The organism is Levilactobacillus spicheri DSM 15429, from assembly GCF_001435095.1.
GTDB classification, from domain to species: domain Bacteria; phylum Bacillota; class Bacilli; order Lactobacillales; family Lactobacillaceae; genus Levilactobacillus; species Levilactobacillus spicheri.
Window position 1 is genome coordinate 188,100 of sequence record NZ_AZFC01000016.1, and the last position, 21,887, is coordinate 209,986.

Genomic DNA, 21,887 nt, shown 5'->3' on the forward strand with positions numbered 1-21,887 from the left:
AATCAGTGGTCGCTGGCGCGTGCTTCCGCTTAGCTGGACCGTGACGACCGTGGGCACGTCACCCAGTCTATTCGTCGTCCCCTGCTTTAGGATAAGCGAGTCAGGTTGATTGAAAAGACCAAATCAATCGGCTCGCTGGCTGATTTCGACGTTTCAATTAATCGGTTAGCTGAAAATGAACATTAAGCAAACACCCATATTCGAACGCGTCAAATTAAAAAGATTAGCCAAGAAGCATTCCCCCTTAGAAGGGACGACCACCATAATCATTGCAAGATTTCTCGCAATAATTAGCTAATCGGTAAGAAAAAAGAGCGCCTGAGACTTTTTCGTCTCAGGCGCTCTTTTCATTATCTTGTTTAAGGACGTTTCGCCGGCTACTTCACCGGATTCTCGACCCAGTCGAATTCCAGGCTCGGGTCGGCGTTGAGCGTGGCGTCCGCGAAGACGTGGTGGCGGTAAGCCACCTCGGCGAAGGCGCCGATCATGGCGGCGTTATCGCCACACAACTTCAGCGGAGCCTTGACCAACCGTGTACCCGGTACCTGTTCCAGGTCGTGGTCCAAGCGTTCCCGCAGGCCTAAATTGGCGGCCACCCCACCGGCCAAGATCAGCTGGTGGACCGGGTAGTCTTTTAACGCCCGCAGCGTCTTTTCGGCCAGCACGTCGACCACCGCCTGCTGGAAGCTGGCCGCTAAGTCGTGCTTGTCCAGCGTTTCGCCAATCTGGTCGGCGTGGTGGGTGGTATTGATGAAGGCACTCTTCAGGCCGCTAAAGCTGAAGTCGAAATTGTCGTCCGTCTCCATGGCCCGGGGGAAGTGGAAGGTGTCGTGTCCCTGGTGGGCCCACTCATCGACCGTCTTCCCAGCCGGGTAGTTGACGCCCATCACCCGGCCGACCTTGTCGTAGGCCTCACCGGCGGCGTCGTCTCGGGTCTCCCCGATGATTTCAAACTGATTCTCGGCGGGCATGTAGACCAATTCGGTATGGCCCCCCGAGACCAACAGCGCCATCGCCGGAAATTCAATCGGTTCCACGTAGCGCGCCGCGTAAATGTGGCCCGCCATGTGGTTGACTGGAATCAACGGCAGATGATGGGCAAACGCCACCGTCTTGGCCGCCGTGACCCCGATCAACAGGGCCCCGACCAGACCGGGACCGTACGTGACGGCCACGGCGTCCAGGTCGTCATAGCCGACCTGGGCCTCGCTCAGCGCATCCTTGATGCACAGCGTGACCTCTTCGATGTGATGGCGACTCGCCACCTCAGGAACGACTCCGCCAAACCGTTGGTGACTCTTGATCTGCGTCGCCACGATGTTCGATAGAATCCGATGGCCGTCCTCGATGACGGCCACACTGGTTTCGTCACAACTTGACTCAAAGGCCAGAATTAAATTTCGCTTTTCCGTTGGACTCACTCCCTCTTCATTCCTGAACCGACGAAGCCGTCTCCGGCGCCGTCGCCACTAAATCCAGCACCATGTCGGCCGCGTCTTCGTGGTCGCCAAAGTAGTACCCGCGCTTGATCCCGGTCTGCTCGAACTGCAGGTCGCGGTATAGGTGTTGGGCCTGCTGGTTCGAGACCCGGACCTCCAGGCTGACCGTCTTGTAGTTCAACTGGCGGGCCTTCTTGATCATGATGCCCATCAAGAAGCGGCCCAAGCCGTTGCCCTGTTCGTCGGGCAACACGGCGATGTTGGTGATGTGGGCGTCCTGGGTCCGCTCGTCAAAGGTACTGCCGATAAAGGCCAGCAGTTGATCGTTACGCCGGATGACCAGGTAGAGCCGGTCCTTCTCCCGCCGCAACTCGTTCGCAAAGGCCGTGGAATCCCACGGGGCCTTGCCCGCGTAAACGGCCCGTTCAATTTCAATCATTTCTGGGATATCGGTGAACAGCGCCTTCGCAACGAAGTACGTGACGCCCTTGATATCCACCCGGTGGTTCTTCACGCCCAGGGTCTCTTCACGCACGATTTCGCGTTGACTCCCGAACACGCTTTTATACCAGGTTTTAAACTTTTTCAACATAGGATGTGTTGTCCTCCCCGGGGTTCTTTGCTCGCCATTCCGCCTCCGCCTGCGTCAACCGCAGGTAGTTCGGCACAAACCGATCCACGTCCTTCACGGGCGCTAGGTCGCGGCCTAACAGGCCAATCGTCGCCACCTGCGGCAGGTTGAGCCAGGGGCTGACCCGTGGCGTGGCCGCCGAGACGGTCGTGTGGATCAGCTCGTCGAAGTGCTCGGCGTCCCCCAGGAACCAGATCGGCTCCGCGTATTCCTGCACGGCCTGTAAGAAGGCCGTCACGTTGGTGTGCGCGTCGGCGATCACCGGTTGCGGGCGGCCCGCTTGGATCCGGTACAGGCCCGCGAAGACGTTTTGGTTCCGCGCATCGAACATGGGGGCCACCAGCGCACCCTCTACCGGCACGTTGGCCGCCAGGGTCGCCAGACTGGAGACCGCCACCAGGTCGATCCCCAGCGTGGCCGCCAGCGTCTTGGCCGTGGTCACGGCGATGCGGATCCCAGTATAGGAGCCGGGGCCGGCCGCCACGACAACCCGGTCCAGGTCGGTCGGCTGCAGGTCGGCCATGCCCAGCAGGCGTTCAATCTCTGGTAACAGGTATTCCGCGTGCTTCTGGTGGACCGTTACCGTAATGGCGGCTAACACCGTCGTGTCATCTAAGACCGCGACGCTTAACGGCCGATTCGACGTATCAATTGCTAAAATCTTCATCTGTTAGGTCCCCTTCAACGGATTCGTACCAAGGTCAAGATGTCAAAAGCGGTGTCTCCTGAGTCGCGATGCACCGCTTGGTCTTGGCTATTTCTTTATCTTTATTGTTCATACCAGTTTAATATACTACCACAAAATGGTTGAAACGCCACCCACTTCCCCGGTTCCGGCCAAAACTTAGGCCTTCCGCCAGGTGACCGTGGCCAGGGCCGCAATCGTGGCCCCCAGCTTGATTTGGTGCTGGGTGGTCAGATCGTGCTGAACGACTTCGCTGACCACCTGGTGGCCGTACTGGACCTCGTTTTCGAACCGAATCCGGATATCGGTCGGTTCATGGTGCCGCAAAAAGTCCGCCGGCAGCGTGTCCAACAGCCAGTCAAAGTAGTGCGCGTTGTTGACGTGGCCGTTGTTGTCGATGTCAAAGTAGCGCACCGTGTACGGCTGCGTCCGAACCGTCGCGGTCGTGTCCAGCCGCTCGGGCCGGGGCAGACGCGGCAGTTTGCCGGTCTTTTCACTCTCGTAGGGCGTCATCAGTTCTTCGGGAATCGTGGCGATCTTGCGCGTCGCGTAGCTCATGGTCACCCAGATGCCCTCGGCGTAGGCCAACGTGTCGCCCTGCGCGTCGAGCAACCAGTACTCGCGGTAGGCGAAGTAGCGGTTGTAGGCCGTGGCCTTGGTCTTCAGGGTCACGACCTCCCCCGTCTTCGGCCGGCGCGTGACCTGCAGGTGGTACTGGGTCACGACCCAGCCCACGCCCAGACTGTTGACGAACGCGGTGTCCATCCCCAGCTGGTTACTCTGGTCGTCCGAGACCAGCACCAACAGGTTGATCAGCATGGCAATCGTCAGGTGACCAGTGTCGTCGCTTTCGTAATAAACGATCCGGTGGTCTTCGTTGTATTCCTTAGCGCTCATGGGTGGCGTCCTCCTCGTCCAAGTGATGATAAATGCGGTAGACTTCCTGCTTCTTCATCTTTCGGAGGTTAGCGACCTCCTTGATGGCGGCGTTGGGCTTCTCACCGGCGGCAATCAGCCGGTCGACCTGCACCGTGACCGGCTCGCTCAGATCGACGGTCGGCGTATCGCTGGTCGGGGCGGGATTCCCGCTGACCAGGACCACGAACTCCCCGCGGACCTGGTCGGTGGCGGCCCACTCGGCCAGCTCACTGAGGCTGCCGCGCAAGAACTCTTCGTAGCGCTTGGTTAGTTCCCGGCACAAAACGGCGGGCCGGTCGGCGCCCAAGCCCGTCGCCAGGTTGGCCAGGGTCTTCTTCAAGCGGTGCGGGGCCTCGTAGAAGATCAGCGTTTCCGGCCGCTCTTCCAGCTCGGCAATCTCCGCGCGTTGGTCCTTGGGTTTCCGATCCAAAAAGCCGTAAAAGTAAAACGGCTGCGGGGCGAGTCCGGAGGCAATCAACGCGGTCAAGCCCGCGTTCGCCCCGGGTAACGGCGCGACCGGAATGCCGGCCTGGGCACAGGCCACGACCAATTCGTGGCCCGGGTCGCTGATGGACGGCATCCCGGCGTCACTGACCTGGGCGATCTGCATGCCCGCCTGTAACTTCTGCAGCAACTGGGGAATCCGCTCCTGCGTGTTGTGTTCGTGAAAACTGATTTGTTTGGTGGTGATGTCGAAGTGGTTCAGGAGTTTCTGGGTGTTCCGGGTATCCTCCGCGGCAATCAGGTCCACGTCCTGCAGGGTCTTAACGGCCCGAAAGGTCATGTCGTCGAGATTACCGATCGGCGTCGGTACCAGGTAGAGCCGCCCCTGTTCGGCGTTTTGAAAACTTCGTTGTCGTTCCATGACGGCCTCCTATTGATCGCGATAAATAACTTCTAAACAAAAGGCACATTCTTCGTCCTGCTTGCGCCGCGTGCCGTAGAATTCCCGACAAACGTGAAAGCCCTCTTCGTAGAGCTTTTCCAGGATCTGCCGCGACTTCGATAACCCCTGCTGGGTCTCGGGCGCTTCGGGCAAGGTCTTCTGGAGTTCTCGTAAGAGGTCGCGCAGGTGTTGGTTTTCGATTTCAAGTTCGGCGTTTTGCTCAAAGACCTTGGTTAACTCCGCCTGCAAGTCAGCGAACTGGGTGAGCGTCGCGTCCAGCTGCCCCTTGATGTCCTTTAGTTGATCGTAGACTGCTTGTTTATCCAAACTGCCGTCCCTCCTTTATGAGCGCGGTTAGTGACTGATTTGGGCCAAGATCTCTAACGTCAAGGCCTCTAAGATGTTTTGAAAATTCAGGTTGCCGGCCAATTGCCCGTGGGTGGCCAGTACCAGCGTCATGATGGCCAGCAGCCGGTCGATGGGCAGGCGCTGGGCAATCTGGGCGCTCACTTGGGCCACCTGAGGATAAGCTAGGTCGGAACTGGGCAGCGCGGCGGTCTGCTGGCGCAAGGCGTCGTGCCAGATCTGGACCAGCATGTCGAGCACCAGCCGCTGCCGGTCGCGCGTGGCGGCCAGGGGCACCAGCTCGGTCTGAACACGGACAAAGGCCCGTTCGTCATTTTGGCAGCAGGCCGTGAACCAGTGCTCGATACTGGTCTGGGCGGTGCCCAACCAATCGTCGGCGATCAGGTCGTTGGCCGCGGACACGCTTTCGGTCAGGTTGGCCAACAGGTAGCGTTGACTCGGGGCGACCCCCGCCTGCGCCAGTGCGTCCGCCAACTTCTTGGGCGGGACCGGCAATAGGTCCACAATCTGGGTCCGCGACAGGATCGTCGGCAGGATCAGATTCTTGTTGGCCGTCAGTAACAGCGCGACCGTGTTGCCGACCGGCTCCTCAATGAATTTTAACAGACTATTGGCCGCACCGGTGGTCATCCGTTCCATTTGGTCAATAATAAAAATCTTCTGGTTCCCCTCGACCGCGCTCTTGGTGAACTCGGACTTCAGGTACCGGACCTGGTCGACCTTGATACGTTGCCCGTCCGGCACCACCCTGACCACGTCGGGATGGTCCCCAGCCATGATGCGCCGGCACTCGGCACACTGACCACAGGGCAAGCCGTCCGCCCCGACGTTTTGGCAAAAGAGCCGCAGCGCCACGGTCTGGGCCAAAGCCTGCCGCCCGATGCCATCCATCCCGTTAAACAGGTAGGCGTGGGCCAAGCGGTGCGTGGCGATGAGCCCCATGAAGTGGTCCACTAGTTGTGGTTGCAGGCGCTGAGCCTGGGTGATGGGTGTCTCTTCGGTCATGCCGGCCTCCTAAAATTGGTGAAACTGGTCAACGGGCAAGACGAAGACCGTCGCCCCGCCGACCTGGACCTCGACCGGATACGACGAGGTGTTGTCGAGTTGGGCGTCCAAGTTGACCGGCGGCGTCATGAACTGTTGCCGGGTGTGGCTGGTGGTCTTGATGAGTTCTAATACCTCGTCGACCCGGTCGTCTTCGAGACCAATCATGAACGTGGTGTTTCCGGACTTTAAAAAGCCCCCGGTCGTCGACAGCCGCGTCGCCCGAATATCGTGGTCGATGAACTGGTTGCTGAGCCGGTTGGCGTCCTTATCCTGAATGATGGCGATGAGTAATTTCATAGTATGGTGTTCCTCCCTTAATTGCCGGTGGTAAAGTAGTCGCCCGCGCTGTGCTTGATCAACGCCAACGCCGCGGTCACGACTTGGTCGGGTGTCTGGGTCGCGTCGACCAGCTTGATGCGGTCCGGATGGGCTTGTTGCAGCCGCAGGTACGCGGCCCGAACCCGGTCGTGAAAGGCCGTCTTCTCAACGTCCAGCCGGTCGACCTTTTGGGGGTCCCGGTGGTCTTGAATCCGTTGCAGCCCCACCTCGGCGGGAACGTCGAAGTAGATGGTCAGCGCGGGTAACAGGCCGTCGGTGGCGAATTCGTTCATCTGCGCCACGGCCGCCTCCCCAATCTGACGTCCCGCGCCCTGATAGGCCACGGAGCTGTCCACGTACCGGTCACACAGCACCAGGTTCCCCGCTTTGAGCGCGGGCAGAATGGTCTCGGCCAGGTGCTGCCGCCGGGCCGCCGCGTACAGGAGCGCCTCGGTGCGGTAGTCCATGGCCGTGTTGGCCCGGTCTAAAATAATGGCCCGAATGCTCTCGGAGATCGGGTTGCCCCCGGGTTCCCGGGTAACCGTCAACCGGTCGCCCAACTGCGGCGTCAGCGCCGCGGTGATGGCTTTGAGGGCGCTGGTCTTCCCGGCACCATCCGGTCCTTCAAAACTGATAAACGTTCCTGTCAAAATTCTCGACCCCATTTTTCCCAATAATTTCTCGTGCGTTAGCTTCATATTATTGTCTTTGTCAATAGATACATTGTACTTTAATTCAGAATTGATGTCTATTTGCGAGCGCACCGAAAACGCCATCAAAAATGGGTTCAAGACCCCGTCTTCAACCCATTTTTCCCAAATTATTCATTTGCCTACGTTAGGCGGTTATTGTCGCTACACTCCGGCGAGCAAGATGGTCGCCAGTTACGGCCCGGGTCGCCTACCGGTCGGCCCCACCAGGGCTGGAACGTAGCCGGCACGACTTTAAGTTTTGGGAAAAACACCCAAATCTTAAAGCTCGACCTTTCTGTAAACCGGGAAAATCACCCGGTTAACAGAAACGAGGCTACTGAGCCCTGGTGGAACCTCCCTCACGGCGTCCCTCAACACCGTGCCAATTAAATGGAAACGTCACAGACCGGCAGTTGTCAATCTAGCCCGCCAAAGAAATCGGACGTACGACAATTGCGCTCAAGAAATCCAACAATTAGTGAATTTCGTGATGGGCGCAAAACCGGTCATCACGGAAGATGCCTGTTAGACCGTTGCCAGCAGGACATCATTTGGCAGCTGAGTCCCGTTGGATAACGGGCAACCCACTAAGTTAGCGCAACGGAGGCGACTTGATGGTCGTGGTGAAATTGATGTTACCGGGTGTTTTTTACCCGGTTACATCAAGGCCGAGCTCCGGAGACCTGCGTTTCTTTGCAGGGCTTCGAAGTCGTGCCCACCACGACCATCTTGCTCGCCGGAGTGCAGCGGCTGCCACACACCATTGTTAAAGCCTAATCTTCTTACACATCGTACTCGGTCTCCTTGATGCCGGCGTTCATCAGGTCGTACGGGGTCTTCATCTTGTCGGGGTCCCAGCTGGCGACCCCCACGACCAGCCGCACGTCCAGGTTGGCCAGGACATCGTTGCCCGCCAACGCCTTGGTGAAGTTGGTCTTGATCCGCCCCGCCGCGATCGACGCCCCGTCCGCGTCGGTGAACAGCAGGACCGACCAAGTCGGGTTGCTGCGGTCGATCAGGTACGTGATGTCGTTGGTCCGCATGGCCTGTTTAATGGTCTGCGAGACCAGCTTCAGTAGCTCCCGTAACTGGGAATCGCTGACCATGCTGCGCATTTCCTGAAAGTAGCGGATCCGCACGATCATGGTCGTCACCGGCAGGTCAAAGCGCCGGTTGGTTTCGGTAAAGACCGCCGTGTCTTCGATGTAGGAGACCATGGTCCGCAGGTTGGTGTCCTCATCGAAGGCCCCCCGTTCGACCAGGTCACTCTGCAGCCGGGCGTTTTGCGCCTGGAGCTTCCGCGTGTGGTCGGTCGCCCCGTAAAAGGACAGGGAAAGCAGCAGCGGAACGAACAGCCAGTAGGCCAGGACCCAGGGCACCACGGTCTGGTCGACCTGGGTCGCGTAGAGCACGATGACCACCTGGGCAAAGATGAAGGCCAGGTTGATCAGCAGGCCCGTGATGAGCCCCCAGAAGTAGGTAAAGAGGATCAGGCAGACCGTGATGCCGAGAAACAGCGTGTTGATCAACAGGTAGTCCGTGCGGGTGGCGGCCATGCCAAAGGCCAGCGCGCTCACCCAAAACAGAAAGAAGATCAGGTAAAGGTCCGTTAACCAACTTTCCCGCGTGCTTTTACGCATGCCGTCCACCTCGCTTTCGTCGCCGTAACCGGCCGTGCTTCCCCAACAGGAGCAGCAGGGCCAGTAAAACTAACAGAATGATGCCCAGCGCCACGCCCAGGTACACCAACAACTGCGAGTTGCGGCTCAGGGTCTGCTTGACGTTGACCTGGGTATCGATCAACTTGTTCTTCTTGAACCGGTACCCGAAGTGGTTGTTGTCCGGGTCGACCACGATGGCATCCCCACTGTACTGGGCAATGTTGCGCTGGTAGTTGACCTGCGTCGAGGCCAGGTAGGTCGCCTGACTGTCGGCCCCCGTGACCACCAACAACCCCTTCTTCTGGTTGTACGGCGAGCGCAGGAGCTGCGCAGTCCCAATCTGCTGGCCATAGGTCTGTTCGATGCTGAGTTTTTCGTTCGACAGGAACCCGGTCAGCCCCCGGTTGTACTGGAAGTACAGGCGCGAATTCAGGTGGCGGACCAACGCATTTTGCTTGGCCGAGCCGAACGCGATCACGTTGGCGTGCTTCAACACGTCGGCACTCGGCGTGTGGTCATAGACCCGGATGCGTCCCCGATTGCTCTGCGCGTAATTGCCGATCAGGTTAAACAGGTTGGTCAGCGTGGCGTAGTCGGTACCCGTCATCTGCTTGGGCCGGACCACCACCAGGTTATCGTAGGTCGAGTTCTTGAGGAACAGGTTCGGGTAGTTGCTAAACAGCAGGTCGTTGCCCGGAGCCGACTGGATGGCGGTCTGCGAGCTCGGCTCGATGCTGGCCCACGGCGTCTGGATGTTGGTGCTGTTGGCCGGTTGCCGGATCGGCAAATCGAGGGCCACCCGCACGGTAAAACTGTGGCCCAACGCCATCCCCTTCGGCAGGGTGACGGTCAGCGTGTCGTTGTCCGCGCGTTTGGCCGTCAAGTGCTGGCTGCCGATCGCCGTATCGTTGACGTAGACCGTGGCCAGGGCACTGTCGAAGTCCAGGTTCTTCGAATACCGCAGGTGCAGGGTGATCTGCGAGCCGTCCGCGTTGTTGCGGTCGACCGGCAGACTGACGAAGTAACTACGCTCCTGGTGCCCGGCCCCCGTCAGTTTATCGGCGGTGGTGGTCAGCTGATAGTGGCCCTGATAGTGCAGGTCCGACGTGAACGTCCGCGTCTGCACCGACACGTTCTCCACGGCGTGGCTGCTCTCCTGCATCAGTTCCTGGTTGGCCACGAAGCGCGCGGTCTTCTGCAGCAGCTGGTCCGTCAAGGCCGTCACCACCAGGGTGTAGGTTCCCTTGGTCTTGAAGAAGCGAATCTGCCCCTGCTGGCGCAGGTCCTGGCGGTCAAACCGCCGTTGCAACGCCCGGTCGAGGTGGTCGTAACGCGCCACGATGACCTGGTAGCCGGCCTTCTTCGCGGTCGAATCGGCCATGTCGCTCACCGGGATCTGCTGGTTCTCGGTGGTGATGACCCGCGACTCCCCGGTCAAAACGATCATACTGGCGGTCAGCTCCGCGTTACTAGCCTGGTTCGGTACCCGGATACTCGACTGCTGGTTGGCAATCGTGTCCGGCCCGGAGAAGTGGTCGTAGAAGGACTTGATGGCGTTGGTCGGCGGCATCAGACGGTACTGGAAGTTCACGCTGGAGTGGTTGTCGACCGTCAGCCAGTTCGCTGGCGTCTGGGTCACCCGGTAGTCACGCTTACCGGCGGCGTTGAGGATCTGACCGCTGATCTTCAGGACGTTTTGGCCCTGCAGCAGGCGCAACGGCAGCGTCACGGTCTTGGTCTGCAGCCCCGTGCGCTTACTCGGCCGGAACGAGTAAAACTTGACGTTGTTCAGCGAGACCGTGATGTCCGAGAGTTGGCGGCTACTCAGCTGCGAGATCTGAAAGTTCAGGTTCAGCGTCGCCTTCTTGACCTGCCAATAGTCCATCTTGATGAAGTAGGTGCTCATCTCGACGGACTGGCCGGACAGACTGGTCGTGTTGTTTTGAAACGGCTGCGTGTAGGTCTTGAGCACCGCGGCGTGTCCACTGGTGCCGCCCAGCCAAAAGACCAGCGCCACCAGGATTGCCACGAGGCCCCTACTGATACCGCTTCGTTTTATACCATTTGGCTTGTTGATGAAAGACTTGTTCACGAATATACCCCACCATTCCGTAAGCGGCTACCGCGAGCCACATTTGACTATAAACCACGTACATAAAGATAATGATCAGCAGATTGTTCAGTGTCATCTCCCCCTTCTCCGTGGTGATCGTCACGAAGGTGCTGATGACGAACAGGAGAATCGCGAAGACCCACAACGAGTTGTTGAACCCCTGCAGGCTCGAGTGGGCGATGTCCGCCACCGAGAGCACGAAGACGCTGTCCGACAGGATCAACGAGGTCATCAGCAGGAAGTAGACCGCCATGAAGTACAGCAGGTCGAAGCGAATCGGCCGCCCGCTTTTGGTGAAGACCAGCCGCAGGTTTTTCAAGATGACGTAGATGTTGCCCTTGACCCACCGGGTGCGCTGATGGAACCAGACGTCCAAGGTCTGCGGCTCCTGCTCCCAGGTGACCGCCTTGGGCTGAAAGTTGATCCGGTAGCCCATCCGGTAGATCCGGAAGCTGATCTCGGTGTCCTCGGCCAACGCCTTGGTGTCCCAGCCCCCGATCCGCTCCAGCAGGTTTCGACGAATCACGTAATTGGTCCCCGGAATCGTGCAGAGCTTAAACAACCGCAACCTCCCGGCCTGGGCCATCCATTGAAAGGACAGCGTCTCCACGTTGATGAAGCGCGTCAGCAGCGAGGCGTTCTTGTTCCGCGTCCGGAACTTGCCGATGACGGCCCCGTACTGGTCCCCCTGCAGCAGCTCGGAGACCAGGATCCGCAACGCCGGGCGTTCCGGCGTGTTATCCGCGTCGTAGACCGAGATGATGCTGCCCTTGGCCGTCTTCAGCCCGATGTTTAAGGCGTTGGACTTGCCCTTGCCCCCGTTGGTCTTGTCCGTGTTGATCACGGTCAGGTTGCGTTCGGGGTAGGTCTCCTGGATGTGGGCCAGGAGCTGAGCCGAGTTATCGCTGGAGTTGTCGTTGATCACGATGATCTCGTAACGGTCGTGGGGGTAATCGAAGTTGAGCAGGGACAGGACCGTCCGCACGATCACGATGCCCTCGTTATGGGCCGGGACCATCACGCTGACGAACGGCGCTTGGTCCGGTAAGGTGGGCGCCGGGGTCCGCACGTCCTTTAAGTACTGGGTGTACCCCGCCACGGTCAAAACCAGGTTGACGGCGAGGATGCCCCAAATCACGATGATGGAAATAAATACAAAATAATCGAGGACGCTCACGCCATTACCTCCTTTTAGAATTTTGGAAAAACATCCGGCGATAGATTCGCCGGCCCAGGATGATGAAGATCACCAGGATCACCAACACGATGGTGAAGAAGATCCACAAGATCCAACCCTGAACCCGAAAGTAGCCTTTGAGGGCCACGTGGTTCTTGCGCCGCGGGTTAAAGCGCGGCAACGCCACGGTCGAATTGCCCACGTCGATCTCCCGGCCATTCAAGAAGTAACTGCCGTGGTCGTAGCGGAAGGTCGCCGAGGCGCTGGTCAGGCGACTGGTCAGCTGTTGACTGGGGTCGTACCAGCGCGTGGTCAGGCCCGTGACCTGCTTGAACGTGGCGGTCAGTCCCTTGGCCGAATCCGGCATGGGCACCGTCAGGGCGGTGGGCACCGCCCAGCTCAGGTCGCCCGGCGCGTGGTGCCCGTTTTCGACCGTCTGCAACGACCGTAACGGCAATCCGTACCAGGTCTGCGTAAACGTGGTGCCCAGGTTGTCCTGCTTGGCAAAGGTGGTCGTGGCCGGGTTCGGCAGCAACAGCACGTTGGTTGCGCGCTGCAACCCGTGGCGCCGAAAGGCCCGGTCCTGATTCCAGTAGGCCGGCGCGCTGATGCCGACCGGGAGGACCTGACGCTGCCCCAACTGGTTGAGTTGCCCGACCATCAGCTGCTCCAGGAGTTGGCCGCTCTGCCGGTTGGTCGCCCCGACCACGGGGGCCTGCAGGAAGATCACGCCGTTTTCCGTTTCCAGCTCGCTTAGGGTCTGCGCGAAGCGTTTAAACGCCCGGAAAGTGGTGTTGTCCGCCACGGACGTGGTGCTGACGGCAAAGGGAATCCCCGCTTGATAGAGCCGCTGGCCCAGTCGCCGCAGCCGCGCCAGGTTGGTGTAGGGCGTCACCCCGGTGATCGTCAGCAACGGGCAGTTCGTCCGGGACTGGCCGAACAGGGCCGCCAGCGTACGGCTGGCCACGGTCAGGCTGAACCCGTCCGCCGTGAGATAGGGCAGATAGGCGCTCTTGCCGTGGACCACCCCGTACGCGTGCGGCGCCAGCCCGGCCCCCTGCGTCCGCAAGGTGCCGAAGGTCTGGGTGTGCCGACTCAGCCCGTTCAACAGGGTCAGATCCGTGCTAAAGGGCAACAGTTGCCAATTACCCCCGTCGTGGAGGACAAACTGCTGGTGGTAGACCCGCTGGCGGGTAGCCCCCAGTCGGTGGGCCTCCTGCGCGCTGAGCCCCGAGCCGATGTGCAGCTGCCGGCCCGTGAAGCGGTTCCGGTCGCGCACGAACGCGGTGTTGTGGAGCCGCCCCTGCTCCCAGTTGTTCAGCGTCACGACGCCTTGATAGCGCCGCGTGGTCAGCTGACCGGCCTGGTAGTCGCTCAGGCGTTCCGTTTGGGTCTTGACGTTCAGGCTGGCCAGCAGGCGTTGCACCGCGGCCAGCTTCTTTTGCCCACTCACCGTGGGGTTGATGGCGTCGTACACGATCAAAACGCGCCGGTCAGCCGTGGTCGTCGCGGCCACGGCCGACGTGGATTGGCTGGCAAGACCCCCGCCGACCACCAGCAACAACAGCAGTCCCCAGAGGGTGATGCGTCGTTTACGTCTCATGCGTCCGCCTCCTGTTCCGCCGTGGGGGTGTGCCACAGGCGATGATTCAGGATATCCGCCACAAAGGTCAGGAGGATCAGGTCCAGGCTGACCGGCACCATGAAGAGGTGCTTGGCCAGGTCGGCGTCCCCGTCCCCGATGATCGAGATGATCGGCACGAAGATGAAGATGGTCAGAAGGCCGACCACCAGGAAGAACCGCAGCACACCCATGGGCTGCCGGGCCTTCCAATCGTTGTACGCCCCCACCCCGAAGACGATGACTAGGGCCACCGCGAGCAGGAGGTCAAAGGCGAACTTCTGGGGGAAGAACGCCCCCGCCACGGCGCTAAAGCCCGTGAAGTAGGTCACCTGTTCGCCCGCCTGGTGCCCGGTGCCGGCCTGGTAGTCCCCGACCGCCTTCACCTGGGTGATCATCATGTCCCCGGCCGCGACGTCGAGCAGCGTCCGGAACTGCTTGGGATGGTTCAGGTAGTAGCGCACGATCCAGCCGAAGCCCGTTTTTTGGTTCAGGTGCCGGTGCACGTAGTCCGAGCTGGGACTGATGGCCGCAAAATTCTTGGGATAATAGTCCTGCGCACTCATCAGGGCGAATTGTTCGCTGACCCCCTGCTTCTTCAATTTGCGGCTGGGGTCCCCCGTGTGCAGCAGGACCCCGTGGGTCACCGCCTGGTACTGATTGATGTCGTTGAATTGCTTGGTGATCAGGGTGTAGGTCAGGACCCCCGTGACCAGGATGCCGGCCATCCCCGCCACCACCAGCAGGGCCTGGTACCGGTGCCGGCAGACCATGAAGAGCCCCAGACTGGCGACCACGTAGCTGAGGGCCAGCGGTGCATTTTGCTGCTTGTTGGCGATCAAAAACATGACGCTCACGAAGTACAACAGGGTCATCCAGCGGGGGTGAAAGTCGGGCCGCCGCCCCAGCAGGATGATGGCCGCAAAGGCGTACAGCGCCAGGACCAGCATCCCCGGTTCGGCGAAAAACGAGTTGAAGTACAGGGTAAACGAGGAGTCCGCGAAGATAAAGACCACCAGCAGCGCCAGAAAATAACTCCGCAGCCGCCGGAAGGGGTGGGTCAGTGCGCTGGTCAACAGGTAGATGGCCCCCAGGTACGGCAGGTAGTAGACCAGCCCCATGAAGCGCAGGTCAAAGACGGTCCGGCTGTAAAACAGCTTGTTCAGCCCAACCGCTAAGCGCACGAACAGTGGTTGCGACGAAAACACCGCCGCGTGGGTCTCGTTAAAGTAGCGCATGATGCCCAGCTGCGGGTTGATGTAGCCCAACATGTGGTAGCCCTTCAGCTTATACAGGCCGTTCACGAAGATGGCCCGGTAGAAGTCCCCGTTGTCCGCCAACCCGTGGAAGGGCGGCACAAAAATCAGCCAGCCGGCAATGCCCGCGGCTAACACGGTGGCCAGGGCCGCCGGTGAGACGTGGCGGGTAAACCACCGCCAAGCGGCGACGATACCGCTTTTTAAGATGTGTCCCATGGTGCCCCTTCCTTTCATTGCTTAATAGCCGGCCGCGTTCAGCGCCGTCAGGTTAGTGTACGAGTAGCTTTGCCGGGTCTTGGCATCCCCTAAGCCCCCCTTGAGTGGCGAGGCCTGGGTCACCTGGTCTTGCCAGACCCAGGCCATGGCCCGGTGGTAGTTGGCCCGGTCGCCGATCGTCGCGAAGATCATCGCCGCCAACGCGTAGTTGGCCGCCGATTGGCCCAGGTCGCTCGCACTGCCCGCGGTCGTGTAGCCGTTGTAGAGCTGATGGTGCCGGACCTGTTGGCGCAGCCAGCCCTTGCTGGCGGCCCGCAGTTGCCCGATCTCGGCCAGGTGCAACAGCGTCTCCAACGCCTCGGACGTGTTCAGGTTCTTGGTCGCGTAGGCCAGGGTCTGCCAGTTGAAGCTCGCCGCGTACAGCGGGAAGACGTCGCCCAGGTAGCCCCCGTTGACCACCTTGAGCTGTTCACGGTAGGCGGCCCGGCCCGCCTTGGTCCCCCGCTCGTAAAAGCGCAGGGTCTTAAAATCCAGGTAGGCCAGGCTACTGGTCTTGGCCGCGGTCTTCGTGGCCGGGTCGTAGTAATCGTAGACGCGCCCCTTCTTCAGGACGCCTTCCTTGAGGGCCGCAAAATGGTCCGCGGCCGTTTGGCGGTAACGGTGGGTCCCGCTCAGCGCATCGTACACGTTCAACGCACGGATGATTCGCAGGTCGTCCAACGTGGCGTTCACGGCGAAGCGCTTCTTGCTCCGCGGGTCATAGCGGTAGCTGAACTGCCCGTGGTCGCCGAAGGTCGTCACGGTGGCTTGATAGAAGGTCCGAAAGGCCTTGAACCGCCGTTGCTGGGCCAGGTACAGCAGCCACATCCCCGCGGATTCGCTCAGCAGTTCGTGGCCGGTCGCCGTGCCGGTCTTGCGGGTCGCGGTGTCCAGATAGTTGGTGTAGATCCCCTGCTGCGAGGACAGCTTAGACTGGACGAACGTGGCCACCTGGCGTTGCCGTTGCTGGTCGCGAGCCGTGTGGTTGGTCGTGGTCGTCACGAAACTTTTAGGAGACTGGGTCGGGGGCGTCATGGTCGCTGATTTGGCCTGACACCCCGCTAATCCTAGTAACAGCAGGCCGCCTAGCAGCCACCCTAATCGTCGTTTTCTCACGTCGTTCCACCGGCTTTCCGCAAAAATTCTCTCTATGGCCATATTAGCATGCCTAATTAGAAAGTTAAACTAACAATGTTAACGGTTAAATTGTTATCAAACAGACACGTCGTGCTCATTCATTTTAATCGGCAGGAGCTCGCTCAGCTGGGCCGTGACGACCGTGAGCGTGATTGGTGCCTATTAACCGGTGGGCGTCACCAGCGCGCCACGCCGGCGAGCAAGCCGGTCGAGGTGGACACGATTCCGAAGCCCCGAAAATCACGGGTCTCCGGAACTCGGCCTTGATGTAAGCTGGCCAAAACCGCCAGATAACATCAATTTCACCACGACCAGCAAGTCGCCTCTGTTGCGCTCACCTAGTGCGGTCACCCTGACGGAACGGTCCTGCTTGGCCACGGACACAACGGAGAAATATCAGCCAACAGAGTGACTCGCCAATACCACCATGTTCCGCCGACCTAGCACGCTGCCTATCAATACCGTGATTTTCCCAATCATCCGGCGAACCGCCTGGAGACCTCCTTGAACCCAAAAATAGCCGGTCAAGTTCCCCCATAACCGGGGGCAACTCAATCGACTACTTTTATGTTCTTTCATTTTATCTGGGTACGTATCGCCCGTTCGGTCACCCGGGGTCAGTCCTGATAAACCGTGGGTGCGATGTGCTTGCTGCGAACCTGTCGGCGCCGGGCCTCCCGGTACAAGAAGAGGTAGGTCTGCCGGGCCAACGCCGTGTTGGCCGTCATCTCGTTATCCGCGTCGGCAATGGCCTCCTCGGTCTGCTTGGCGTGGTCCCAACGAGCCTTCGCCCCATCGATCGTGGCGAGCAGCTGGTCATCGTAAAGACTCTTTAAATCGCGAATGTGGCGTTTCTTGCGTCCAAACATGGGCATGACCTCCTTACATTTCGGTACGGCCCTCAACGGCCTTGAACAACGTCATCTCGTCGGCGTACTCGATGTCGCTCCCCACGGATAATCCGTGGGCCAACCGCGTTACCTTGATGCCGGCCGGTTTGATCAACCGGGACAGGTACATCGCTGTGGCTTCCCCTTCCGGCGTCGCGTTCGTGGCGATGATGACTTCCTTGATGGCGGGATTCTTCTGCAGGCGACTGATCAAGCTCGAGATGTTCAAGTCCTCGGGCCCCTTCCCCTCGATGGGCGACATGACCCCGTGCAGGACGTGGTACAGGCCATGGTATTCCTTCATGCGTTCCATGACCATGATGTCCTTGGCCTGTTCCACCACCAACACGTGGGATTGATCACGGGTCTTATCCGCACAGATGCTGCACGGGTCACTCTCCGTGATGTTGCCGCAGATCGAACAGAAGTGCAGGTCCCGTTTGGCCGAGATCAGGGCCTTCGAGAAGGCCGTCACGTCGTCTTGCGCCATATCAATGGTAAAAAACGCGAGCCGGGTCGCCGACTTCTGGCCAATGCCGGGGAGCTTCATGTAACTGTCAATCAACTGGGCAATTGGTTCTGGATACTGCATGGTGTCATCCTTTCTGGTGAATCAGGCCTACATGCCGGGGATGTTCATGCCCTGGGTGTACTTGCCTAACGTGCTCTTGGTCTGTTCGTCAACGGCCGTCAACGCTTGGTTGACCGCAGCTAAGACCAGGTCGGCCAACATGTCTGGGTCGTCGGGGTCGATGGCTTCTGGCTTGATGCTCAGGTCGGTCATCTTCCGGTCACCGGTAAAGGTCGCGGTCACCAGGTCATCTGGTGAGGTCCCGGTAAAGGTCTGGCTGTTGAGGGCCGCTTGGTCGGCCTCCATCTTTTTTTGCATTTGACGCATCTGCTTCATCATGTTGCCCATATTTCCCATTCCACGCATTATTAATCATCCTTTCAAAGTTAGTCGGTTTTGACATCCACGATGTCTTTGCCGAAGAGTTCTTCCGCTTTGGTCACGACGGGGTTCGCCCCCGCCGCCGTTCCGTCGTCCGGCGCATCCGCGTCGCTCGGCAGGCTGGGGTCCGGCGCTCCCTGGCTAGCGGGCGCGCTCGCCCCTGCAGCCGCCTGGTGGTGCTGAATATCGGCCTTATGCGCCCGCAGGTAGTTCTGCCGAATCGTCGGCCACTGATCCTTGGGCACGAAGACGACCGGCAAGGCGGTCCCAATCATCCGGTCCAACCCGTTCTCCAGCGCGTCGGTCAGTTCCTGATCGGTCGTGGCCCGCTGGTACAGAAACGAGTAGTCGAAGGCCACGATGACCCCCGAATCGGCCGCGGCCACGGGTTGGGAGACCTTCATCACGGCCCGTTGCGTCACCGTCAGGCTGTTCAGCAGGTCCGGCCAGACCTCCTGCAGCTGATTGAGCTTCTCGCGGGTCGCCGATCCTAAGACCGGGTTGATCTTCGCCAGGTTGACCTCCTTGGCCGGCTGGTTGGCACTCACCCGCGGCTTGGCCTTGACCGCCGGTGCCGCCTTGACGCCCCCGCTTTGTTCCAAGCGTTCCAGGGTCGTCTTGAGTTGGTCGACCTCGTGCTGCAGGGCCGCGACCTTGCTGGCCTCGGCCGGCGCGGCAGCCGCAGCAGCCGGCGCGACTGTGGCCGCTGGCGTTGGTGTCACCGCCCCGCCGGCGTGGCCGATCTCGGCCAATTTGATGGTCAGGATCTCCAGGTACACGTCGGGGTGGGTCGTGAAGCGCATCTGCTGCTGGATGGCATTCAGCTCGTTGATCATGGCGTACATGGTCTCGGCCGGCGTTTGCTTGGCGAGGGCTTGGAAGGCCTCACTCACGCTGCCCATCTCGGCGTCTTCCACCAACTGGGGCGCTTGCTGGTACAGCAGCAGGTCCCGGGCGTACCCGATCAGGTCTTCGGTGAAGCGCTCGGCATCCTTGCCGGCCTCCAGGACCGACTGTAGGGTCGCTAGTCCGGCCTTGGTCTCGCCCGCCAGGACCTCCTGGACGTACTTGGCCAACAACTCGTGGGTGACACTCCCGGTGACCAGCAGCGCGTTGTCCAGGGTAATCTCGTTATCCCCGAACGACAGGGCCTGGTCCAGGATACTCAGCGCATCCCGCATGCCCCCTTCGGCCGCCTTGGCGATCACCTTGATGGCCTGGTCGTCGTAGGTCACGTTCTTTTGCTTTAAAATGTAGACCATCCGCGCGTAGCTATCGCTGGCGGCGATTCGTTTAAAATCGAACCGTTGCACCCGGGAAATAATCGTCGCCGGAATCTTGTGCGGCTCGGTCGTCGCCAGGATGAAGATCACGTTGGCCGGGGGCTCTTCTAGCGTCTTCAGCAGGGCGTTGAACGCCCCGGTCGACAGCATGTGGACTTCATCGATGATGTAGACCTTGTAGTCGGCCACCGTGGGCGCGTACTTGACCTTATCCCGGATGTCGCGGATCTCCTCGACCCCGTTGTTGGACGCCGCATCGATTTCGATGACGTCGTTTAAGGTGCCGTCCGTGATGGCCTTGCAGGTCTCGCATTCGTTGCAGGGCTCGCCGTCCGTTTGATGATGACAGTTAATGGCCTTAGCAAAGATCTTAGCCGCCGACGTCTTCCCGGTTCCCCGGGGACCCGCAAACAGGTACGCGTGACTGATTTGATTGGTCGTAATCGCGTTCTTGAGCGTTCGCGTAATGATCTCTTGTCCGATCATATCGTCGAAGCGCTGCGGGCGCCAGACCCGATAAAGTGCTTGATAAGCCATCTCATCTGTTCCTTTCTACTACTTTAAATTCTTAAATTCGCTGTTCATTATTATAGCCTTTTTGTCGGGGGTCTGTCACCTTTTGCCCCGGTGGTTTTAGGCAAAATTAAGTCCCTTAACCAAGGGGCCGCACTGCCAACGCGCTCGCGCCTGACAAATGTGCCGCATCAAGCCGCCTCGATATCCGTGATAACACTCGCCCCACGCCGGCGAGCAAGATGGTCGCGGTGGTAAGTCGCCTACCGGTCGGCCAGAATTGGGCTGGAACGTAGCCGGCACGACTTCGAGCCTTAGGAAAACCACCTAAGTCTTGAAGCTCGGCCTTTCTGTAGCCCGGGAGAATCACCCGGACAACAGAAACGAGGCTACTGAGCCCAATTCTGACCTCCCTCCCGGCTAACGGTGACGTATCCAGGCCACAACATCTAAGCGTTGGAATACCTATTGAGTTCCTCTGATTAGTTATTAACACTGACTTGGAATGTCAAAACTATCCCATCATCCTAAAACAACTATCAAAGTCATTTGGCAGATGTTTCATCCTCGCAAACGGCCCAGCTGAGCAGAGGCAATTGGCAGCCTTCGCTCATTTCAACCCGCCGGATGCACATCGCTGACAACTCAATCAACCACCATACGAAAAAACTCCCGGTCAATGACCAGGAGTGCTAAAAATCTCATAAACTTGAAGCACAAAGCGAATCAAACTTAGTGCTGCTTCCTTCCGGACCTGACACAATTCGTAAGCCCGCCCTTGCTTCAAGGCCTTAACGGCAAATACTAGTGTATCATGATTTTTCAGGACTGTCTAGCGACTTCTCAGCCGCCGCCTTTTTCGCCGCCTGACGCGCCTTCTTGGCCGCCTTCTGACGTTGCCGGGCCGCCTTGAAGAAGCCGACCATCCGCTCACCGGATTCCTTGGCCAGCAATCCCTCGTAGACCGTCACCCGGTGATTCAGCCGGTCGTCGGTCAGCGTCTGGTACAGGCTGTCGACCGCGCCCGCCTTGGGATCCCGGGCCCCGTAATAGACCGTGGGGATCCGCGAATTAATAATCGCGCCGCTACACATTAGGCACGGCTCAATCGTCACGTAGAGCTGACAATCCTCGAGCCGCCAACTATTTAACGTCGCACAGGCCTCCTCGATGGCGCGGATCTCGGCGTGCAGCGTCGCGTCGTTGGCGTGCTCCCGCAGGTTGTGGCCCCGGCCAATGATCTGGTCGTGGTGGACGATCACCGCACCAATCGGGACCTCGCCGATGATGCCGGCTTGGTCGGCCTCAAACAGCGCCTCCTGCATATAATGTTGTTCTTTACTTGAATAGGTCATCTGCCGCATGCAGCCACCTCATTTCTTAAGCGCCCTGAACACTTTCCAGGATGTAGTATCCCTTATCTTTCTTAATGATCTGACAGTTGCCAAACGTCTCCGTCATGTGCTTCTTCGCCGACGGGGCCCCCTGCTTCTTCTGCAGGACCACCGTGAGCGTTCCCCCCGGCAACAGGTGCTGCGCCGCGTCCGTCAGCATGCTGGTCACGACGTCCTTCCCGGCCCGCACCGGCGGATTGGTCAGGATGGCCGCGTAGCGTTGGTCACCCAACGCTGCGTAGCGGTCGGATTCCACGATGGTCACGTTGGTGATCTGGTTTGCCGTGGCATTTTGCCGAGCCAAGGACAGGGCCAACTCGTTCACGTCCGCCATGGTCACCTGGCGGTCCGGCCAGCGCTTAGCCAGCGCTAACCCAATCGGGCCGTAGCCGCAGCCCAGGTCCAGCAGGTCGCCCGCGGGCACCTTGTCCGCCTCGAAGGCGTCGAGAAGAACCCGGGAACCGTAGTCCACGCGATTTTTCGAAAAAACGCCGTTATCGGTGGTAAACAACAGTTCGTTGCCTAAGAGGGTGAAGGGCCAGTGTTGTTCTTCGTGTACAACGTCTGGATTTTGTGTATAATAGTGATTAGTCATTTTCGAGACCACCTTTTAGGTTTATTCTACCGTAGAAATCTGGCTCGTGCCAAAT

General features: G+C 59.5%; 21 protein-coding genes and 1 other RNA gene. All 22 read right to left on the bottom strand.

Annotated features, from left to right (window positions below; genetic code table 11):
• Window positions 1–377 precede the first annotated feature (377 nt).
• On the bottom strand, window positions 378–1,421 hold the full coding sequence (tsaD, locus tag FD37_RS06620) for a tRNA (adenosine(37)-N6)-threonylcarbamoyltransferase complex transferase subunit TsaD (protein ID WP_045807035.1): 1,044 nt from the start codon (window positions 1,419–1,421) through the stop codon (window positions 378–380).
• 7 nt (window positions 1,422–1,428) lie between these two features.
• Window positions 1,429–2,031, bottom strand: coding sequence for a ribosomal protein S18-alanine N-acetyltransferase (rimI, locus tag FD37_RS06625; RefSeq protein ID WP_045807034.1), 603 nt, complete (start codon window positions 2,029–2,031; stop codon window positions 1,429–1,431).
• A complete protein-coding gene (gene tsaB, locus FD37_RS06630; protein ID WP_056964312.1) occupies window positions 2,015–2,737 on the bottom strand; it encodes a tRNA (adenosine(37)-N6)-threonylcarbamoyltransferase complex dimerization subunit type 1 TsaB in 723 nt (240 codons plus the stop codon). The genes rimI and tsaB overlap by 17 nt, the downstream gene beginning before the upstream one ends.
• Window positions 2,738–2,914: 177 nt before the next feature.
• Window positions 2,915–3,652, bottom strand: a complete 738-nt coding sequence (locus FD37_RS06635; protein WP_056964315.1) for an acyl-[acyl-carrier-protein] thioesterase — start codon at window positions 3,650–3,652, stop codon at window positions 2,915–2,917.
• Complete coding sequence (gene rsmI, locus FD37_RS06640) at window positions 3,642–4,538, bottom strand: 16S rRNA (cytidine(1402)-2'-O)-methyltransferase (protein ID WP_045807031.1); 897 nt, start codon at window positions 4,536–4,538, stop codon at window positions 3,642–3,644. Before rsmI ends, FD37_RS06635 begins: the two co-directional genes overlap by 11 nt.
• Window positions 4,539–4,547: 9 nt before the next feature.
• On the bottom strand, window positions 4,548–4,886 hold the full coding sequence (locus FD37_RS06645; RefSeq protein WP_045807030.1) for a DNA replication initiation control protein YabA: 339 nt from the start codon (window positions 4,884–4,886) through the stop codon (window positions 4,548–4,550).
• 27 nt (window positions 4,887–4,913) lie between these two features.
• Entirely contained in the window at window positions 4,914–5,930 is a 1,017-nt protein-coding gene (holB, locus tag FD37_RS06650; protein WP_056964316.1) for a DNA polymerase III subunit delta', read from the bottom strand.
• Between the two features lie 9 nt (window positions 5,931–5,939).
• The gene (locus FD37_RS06655; protein ID WP_045807028.1) at window positions 5,940–6,269 is read right to left on the bottom strand and encodes a cyclic-di-AMP receptor; all 330 of its coding nucleotides are present in this window, start codon (window positions 6,267–6,269) and stop codon (window positions 5,940–5,942) included.
• 17 nt (window positions 6,270–6,286) lie between these two features.
• Window positions 6,287–6,940: a dTMP kinase gene (gene tmk, locus FD37_RS06660; RefSeq protein WP_056964318.1), complete on the bottom strand. Its 654-nt coding sequence runs from the start codon at window positions 6,938–6,940 to the stop codon at window positions 6,287–6,289.
• A gap of 824 nt (window positions 6,941–7,764) precedes the next feature.
• Window positions 7,765–8,622, bottom strand: coding sequence for a hypothetical protein (locus FD37_RS06665; RefSeq protein WP_056964319.1), 858 nt, complete (start codon window positions 8,620–8,622; stop codon window positions 7,765–7,767).
• Window positions 8,615–10,666 (bottom strand): cellulose biosynthesis cyclic di-GMP-binding regulatory protein BcsB, encoded by a 2,052-nt coding sequence (locus tag FD37_RS06670; protein WP_371862601.1) that lies wholly within the window; start codon window positions 10,664–10,666, stop codon window positions 8,615–8,617. Before FD37_RS06670 ends, FD37_RS06665 begins: the two co-directional genes overlap by 8 nt.
• A gap of 13 nt (window positions 10,667–10,679) precedes the next feature.
• Window positions 10,680–11,933 (bottom strand): glycosyltransferase family 2 protein, encoded by a 1,254-nt coding sequence (locus FD37_RS06675; RefSeq protein WP_056964321.1) that lies wholly within the window; start codon window positions 11,931–11,933, stop codon window positions 10,680–10,682.
• Window positions 11,934–11,937: 4 nt separating this feature from the next.
• Window positions 11,938–13,536 (bottom strand): hypothetical protein, encoded by a 1,599-nt coding sequence (locus FD37_RS06680; protein WP_056964323.1) that lies wholly within the window; start codon window positions 13,534–13,536, stop codon window positions 11,938–11,940.
• Complete coding sequence (wsfD, locus tag FD37_RS06685; protein ID WP_056964325.1) at window positions 13,533–15,029, bottom strand: glycan biosynthesis hexose transferase WsfD; 1,497 nt, start codon at window positions 15,027–15,029, stop codon at window positions 13,533–13,535. The genes FD37_RS06680 and wsfD overlap by 4 nt, the downstream gene beginning before the upstream one ends.
• A gap of 21 nt (window positions 15,030–15,050) precedes the next feature.
• Window positions 15,051–16,184: a glycosyl hydrolase family 8 gene (locus FD37_RS06690; protein ID WP_225436346.1), complete on the bottom strand. Its 1,134-nt coding sequence runs from the start codon at window positions 16,182–16,184 to the stop codon at window positions 15,051–15,053.
• 638 nt (window positions 16,185–16,822) lie between these two features.
• Window positions 16,823–17,074 carry a YaaL family protein gene (locus tag FD37_RS06695; RefSeq protein ID WP_045807022.1) on the bottom strand — a complete coding sequence of 84 codons (252 nt, stop codon included), beginning with the start codon at window positions 17,072–17,074 and terminating at the stop codon, window positions 16,823–16,825.
• A 13-nt stretch (window positions 17,075–17,087) separates the two neighbouring features.
• Window positions 17,088–17,687, bottom strand: a complete 600-nt coding sequence (gene recR, locus FD37_RS06700) for a recombination mediator RecR (protein ID WP_045807021.1) — start codon at window positions 17,685–17,687, stop codon at window positions 17,088–17,090.
• A gap of 27 nt (window positions 17,688–17,714) precedes the next feature.
• On the bottom strand, window positions 17,715–18,035 hold the full coding sequence (locus FD37_RS06705; protein WP_186811306.1) for a YbaB/EbfC family nucleoid-associated protein: 321 nt from the start codon (window positions 18,033–18,035) through the stop codon (window positions 17,715–17,717).
• Window positions 18,036–18,052: 17 nt separating this feature from the next.
• Window positions 18,053–19,867, bottom strand: a complete 1,815-nt coding sequence (gene dnaX, locus FD37_RS06710) for a DNA polymerase III subunit gamma/tau (RefSeq protein ID WP_056964329.1) — start codon at window positions 19,865–19,867, stop codon at window positions 18,053–18,055.
• A 679-nt stretch (window positions 19,868–20,546) separates the two neighbouring features.
• Window positions 20,547–20,633, bottom strand: an RNA gene (gene ffs / locus FD37_RS12605) — signal recognition particle sRNA small type.
• Window positions 20,634–20,655: 22 nt separating this feature from the next.
• The gene (gene tadA, locus FD37_RS06715; protein WP_371862593.1) at window positions 20,656–21,198 is read right to left on the bottom strand and encodes a tRNA adenosine(34) deaminase TadA; all 543 of its coding nucleotides are present in this window, start codon (window positions 21,196–21,198) and stop codon (window positions 20,656–20,658) included.
• A gap of 25 nt (window positions 21,199–21,223) precedes the next feature.
• Window positions 21,224–21,832, bottom strand: a complete 609-nt coding sequence (locus FD37_RS06720; protein WP_056964333.1) for a class I SAM-dependent methyltransferase — start codon at window positions 21,830–21,832, stop codon at window positions 21,224–21,226.
• Window positions 21,833–21,887 lie beyond the last annotated feature (55 nt).